Raw genomic sequence first — 4,172 nt, forward strand, 5'->3', positions numbered from 1 at the left:
GTCGAGGACCGCGCCAAGGTCGAGATCCAGGCGACCGCGGTCATACCTGACTGACTACTGACGCAGCCCGGCCTGCTTCAGGAGCGGCAGAACGCGATCGCAGAAATAGGGCAGCTCCTGCATGTAGTTGACGAAGGACAGCGCGATGCCCTGATAGCCATGCGCGGCGATGGAAGCCATGTCGGCGGCGATCGTTTCAGGGGTGCCGATCAGCGGGTAGGTTCCGGCGCCGCCGGCGAAGCGCTGGCGGTAGCGGTCATAGGCGTGCTGGTCATGCGACTGCGAGAATTCCTTCTTGCCGGTCATATGCGCGTCGACCGCCTCGTGGTCGGCCATCGTGACGGCATAGCGCGTGTAATAGGCCTGCGCCTCTTCCATCGTCGGGCGGCAGACGACATGCGCGACCGTATAGACGCCGACGTTGCGGCCGACCTTGTCGGCACGTTCGCTGATGTCGGTGACATGCTTGCCGGCATCACTCATCTCGGAGAAGGTCGTGAACAGATAATCGCATCGGGCGGCGGCGAAGTCGCGGCCGGGGCCTCCGAAAGCGGCATTCATGGTCACTGGAAGCGGCACCTGCAGGCTGGCCGGCCGGCTCACCGCCTCCTTCAGGCGATAGTAGGCGCCCTCATAATCGAGCGGCTCGCTCGAAGCGTAAAGCCGCTCCAGGATCTCGATCCATTCGGCCGCCTGGTCGTACCCCTTCTCGACCAGCGGCGTGCCGAACATCCCGAATTCCTTCGGGTTCCAGCCGCAGACGATGTTGAGCCCCGCGCGGCCCTGGCTGATATGGTCGACGGTGGCAAGCGCCTTGGCGGCGTAGAGCGGGTGTACCAGCGGCACATGCACCGTCATGAACAGGCCGATCTGCTCGGTCGCCGCGGCAAGGGCTGCCGCCCAGGTGAAGGTCTCGAAGGAGAATTCGCGCACCTTGTTGCGGCCGCCGAAGCCACGCCAGCGCGCGATCGGCAGCATGAACTCCAACCCGGCGCGGTCGGCGATCTGGGCCGCCGTCAGATTGTCCTGCCAGCTTGCCGTCCAGCGCTCCGGCACGTCGGTAATGGCAAGCCCGCCATCCGCATTGGTCGAGAAGACGCCAAGCTTCAGTCTGTTCGGGCCATGCAGGGGATGCGCTTTGATCATCTTGGAAACTCTCGGGCGGAACGCCACACGCTAGGCCGGCGTGAAAATATTTCAAGCATGAAATAGCTTCGCCTCGTCGTCGTTTGTGGATATGGATTGGGCAACATGAAAAGGGGATCGGCATGAGCGAGTTCCGCCAGAAATGCATCAGCAGGACCAACCTCGTCGGGTCCTTTGCCGCCATTCCCCATCCGGTCGCCGTCGAGGTGATGGCATCGTCCGGCCTCGATTTCCTCTGCATCGACTGGGAACATGCGCAGATTTCGCGCGAGACGATCGAAGCCATGGTGCGGGCGGCCGACGTGCATCGCGTGCCGGCCATGGTGCGCGTTCCCGGCCATGCGCCGGAGGCGATCCAGGCGGCGCTGGACAGCGGCGCGCAGGGCGTGCTCGTGCCGCGTGTCTCCACCGCAGAGCAGGCGGCGATGGCCGTCAAGGCCTCGCGCTATCCGCCGCTCGGCGAGCGCGGCGTCGGCCCCGGACGCGCCGCCGGCTATGGCTATCGCATCCCCGAATATCTTGCCGTCGCCAATGGGCGGATCGTCGTCGCGGTCCAGGTCGAGACAGCGGAAGGTCTCGCCAGCATCGAGGCGATCGCGGCCGTCGACGGCATCGACCTGATCTTCGTCGGCGCGGGCGATCTCTCGGTGTCGATCGACGCAGTCGGGCCTGCCGGCACAGACAAGCTCAATGCGGCGATCAAGAGCATCATCGGCGCAGCGCTGGCACAGGGCAGGACCGCCGGCATATTCTGCGCCAGCCCGCAGAATGTCGGCCGATGGGGCGCCCTCGGCGCGAGCTTCTTCATGCTGGCCAGCGACACGATGTTTCTTGGCGCCGGCGCGGCGGCCAATTTTGCCGCGGCGCGCGACGAGCTGGCGTAAAAGGGACGCGACCCGCATCCGTTGGGCAGCAGGGGCGCCAAATTTTTTTAAGCTTAAAACTTTTGCCTTGAAAAGCGCGGCACTTTGGATAGCATCCTGATGGCGGCTGCCACGGCAGGTTTTCCTGTCAGTCCGTCGCCGCCCGGGTGGAAGGGGTTTCAGTCCTTGTCGTTTGTGTTGCCCCAGTCGTCGTCCAGTGCGCGCTATGCCTTCGATGGCGTTCGCGCCCAGATTCGCGACCTGCACACGGAAAACATCGCCAACCTCGCGGTCCGCGCGCGGGAGCTCGGCGACGTCATCGCGCTCTGGTACGGCGAAGGCGATGTGGTGACGCCGGCCTTCATCCGCGACGCGGCAAAAGCGGCCTTCGACGAAGGCCTGACCTTCTACGTCCCCAACATGCGCGGGCATGGCCCGCTGAACGAAGCGCTGTCGGAATACCAGACGCGCATCCATGGCCGCCCGATCCCGATCGCACGCACCACGGTAACGCCGGGCGGCATGCAGGCGCTGTATCTTGCCCTGGAGCTGCTCGTCGATACCGGCACCAATGTCGTCTATGTCGCGCCGCAATGGCCCAACATCCACAACTCCATCCACCTGATCGGCGGCGAGCCGCGGCCGTTCGCCCTCGACTTCAAGGATGATTGGCGGCTCGACCTCGACCGGCTGTTCGCCACCTGCGACGCGCGCACCCGCGCGATCTTCCTGTCGACGCCGTCGAACCCGACCGGCTGGACCGCGTCACGCGAGGAGATGCAGGCGCTGCTGGACTTCAGCCGGCGCACCGGCATCTGGATCATTTCCGACGAGGTCTATGGCCGGCTCTATTTCGACGGCGACGTCGCGCCCTCGATCCTGCAGATCGCCGAGGACGGCGACCGGGTGCTGTCGGTCAACAGTTTCTCGAAAGCCTGGGCGATGACCGGCTGGCGCATAGGCTGGCTGGCGCATCCGTCGGGCGTGGCCGACCAGCTCGGCGCCATGACGCAATACATCAACAGCGGCACCGCCGCGCCGATCCAGGCCGGCGCCGTGGCGGCGATCCGCCAGGGCGAGCCGCTGGTCGAAGACATCAGGCAACGGATCAGGACCGGCCTCGACCTCGCTTATGACCGGCTGGCCCGGATCCCCGGCGTCATCCTGCCGAGAAAACCGCGCGGCGGCATGTACGCATTCTTCGCCATGGAGGGCGAAGCCGATGCGCGGCAGGTCTGCGCCAGGATCCTGGAGACGGCGCGCGTCGGGCTGGCGCCCGGTCACCTGTTTGGAAATTCGGCGGCGGCATTCCTGCGCATGTGTGTGTGCCGCGACAGCGTTCAGATAGAAACGGCGCTCGAGCGCATGGTCGCCGCCATGAATTGACGCCCCGCTGGGAGGCGGGACGGCAACAAACCGTGCGGGGCGAGCCCCGCCCGATCGACAACAGAGGGAAGACCCAGAGGGAAAACCAATGAGCTTTACGCGTCGCAATCTGCTTGTTCTGGCCGCCGCCATCGGCATCGCCGCCGGCCCCGCCACCGCCTATGCCGCCGATGTGCTCAATGTAGGCGCCTACCCGACCAATCCGCCTTTCGAATACAAGAACGAGAGCGGCACTTTCGAGGGCTTCGAGGTCGACATTGTCAACGAAGCGGCCAAGCGCATCGGCATGACCACCGATATCGCCGATCTCGGCTTCCAGGCGCTGTTCGCGGCTGTCAGTTCCAACCGCATCGATGTCGCAATCTCGTCGATCACCATCACACCGGAGCGGTTGAAGACGCTCTCCTTCACCCAGCCCTACTATGATTCCGACATGGGCATCGCCACCAAGACCGACAGCGCGATCAGCAAGGAAGCCGACCTCAAGGGCAAGGTCGTCGGCGTGCTCTCCGGCTCGACCGGCGAGACCTGGGTCAAGGACCATCAGGCAGCCGACGGCTTCAGCGACGTCAAGGGCTACGACACGCAGCAGAACCTGCTGCTCGACCTCAGCGCCGGCCGCGTCGATGCCGCCGTCAGCGACATCCCCGGCATGCAGTATTCGTTCCAGAAGATGAAGGACCTCGTCGTCAAGGAACGCATCAAGACCGGCGAGCAGTACGGCTTGATGATGAGCAAGGACCATCCGCTGCTCGGCAAGCTCAACGACGCGCTGAC

General features: G+C 64.9%; 4 protein-coding genes. 3 read left to right on the forward strand and 1 reads right to left on the reverse strand.

Going from position 1 to position 4,172, the window contains the following annotated elements; genetic code table 11:
- Nucleotides 1-54: 54 nt before the first annotated feature.
- Nucleotides 55-1,146, reverse strand: coding sequence for an LLM class flavin-dependent oxidoreductase (locus tag EOA27_RS25165; protein ID WP_127257524.1), 1,092 nt, complete (start codon nt 1,144-1,146; stop codon nt 55-57).
- A gap of 122 nt (nt 1,147-1,268) precedes the next feature.
- Here EOA27_RS25165 and EOA27_RS25170 point away from each other — a divergent pair, with 122 nt between their 5' ends.
- The 3 genes from EOA27_RS25170 to EOA27_RS25180 form a co-directional block, all read left to right on the forward strand.
- Nucleotides 1,269-2,030: an HpcH/HpaI aldolase/citrate lyase family protein gene (locus tag EOA27_RS25170; protein WP_126079678.1), complete on the forward strand. Its 762-nt coding sequence runs from the start codon at nt 1,269-1,271 to the stop codon at nt 2,028-2,030.
- A 174-nt stretch (nt 2,031-2,204) separates the two neighbouring features.
- Complete coding sequence (locus EOA27_RS25175) at nt 2,205-3,395, forward strand: pyridoxal phosphate-dependent aminotransferase (protein ID WP_245467354.1); 1,191 nt, start codon at nt 2,205-2,207, stop codon at nt 3,393-3,395.
- Nucleotides 3,396-3,483: 88 nt separating this feature from the next.
- Nucleotides 3,484-4,172 (forward strand): ABC transporter substrate-binding protein (locus EOA27_RS25180; protein ID WP_145970517.1); only part of this gene is annotated, 689 nt, incomplete at its 3' end.

It is taken from the genome of Mesorhizobium sp. M2A.F.Ca.ET.037.01.1.1 (genome assembly GCF_003998075.1).
Lineage (GTDB): Bacteria > Pseudomonadota > Alphaproteobacteria > Rhizobiales > Rhizobiaceae > Mesorhizobium.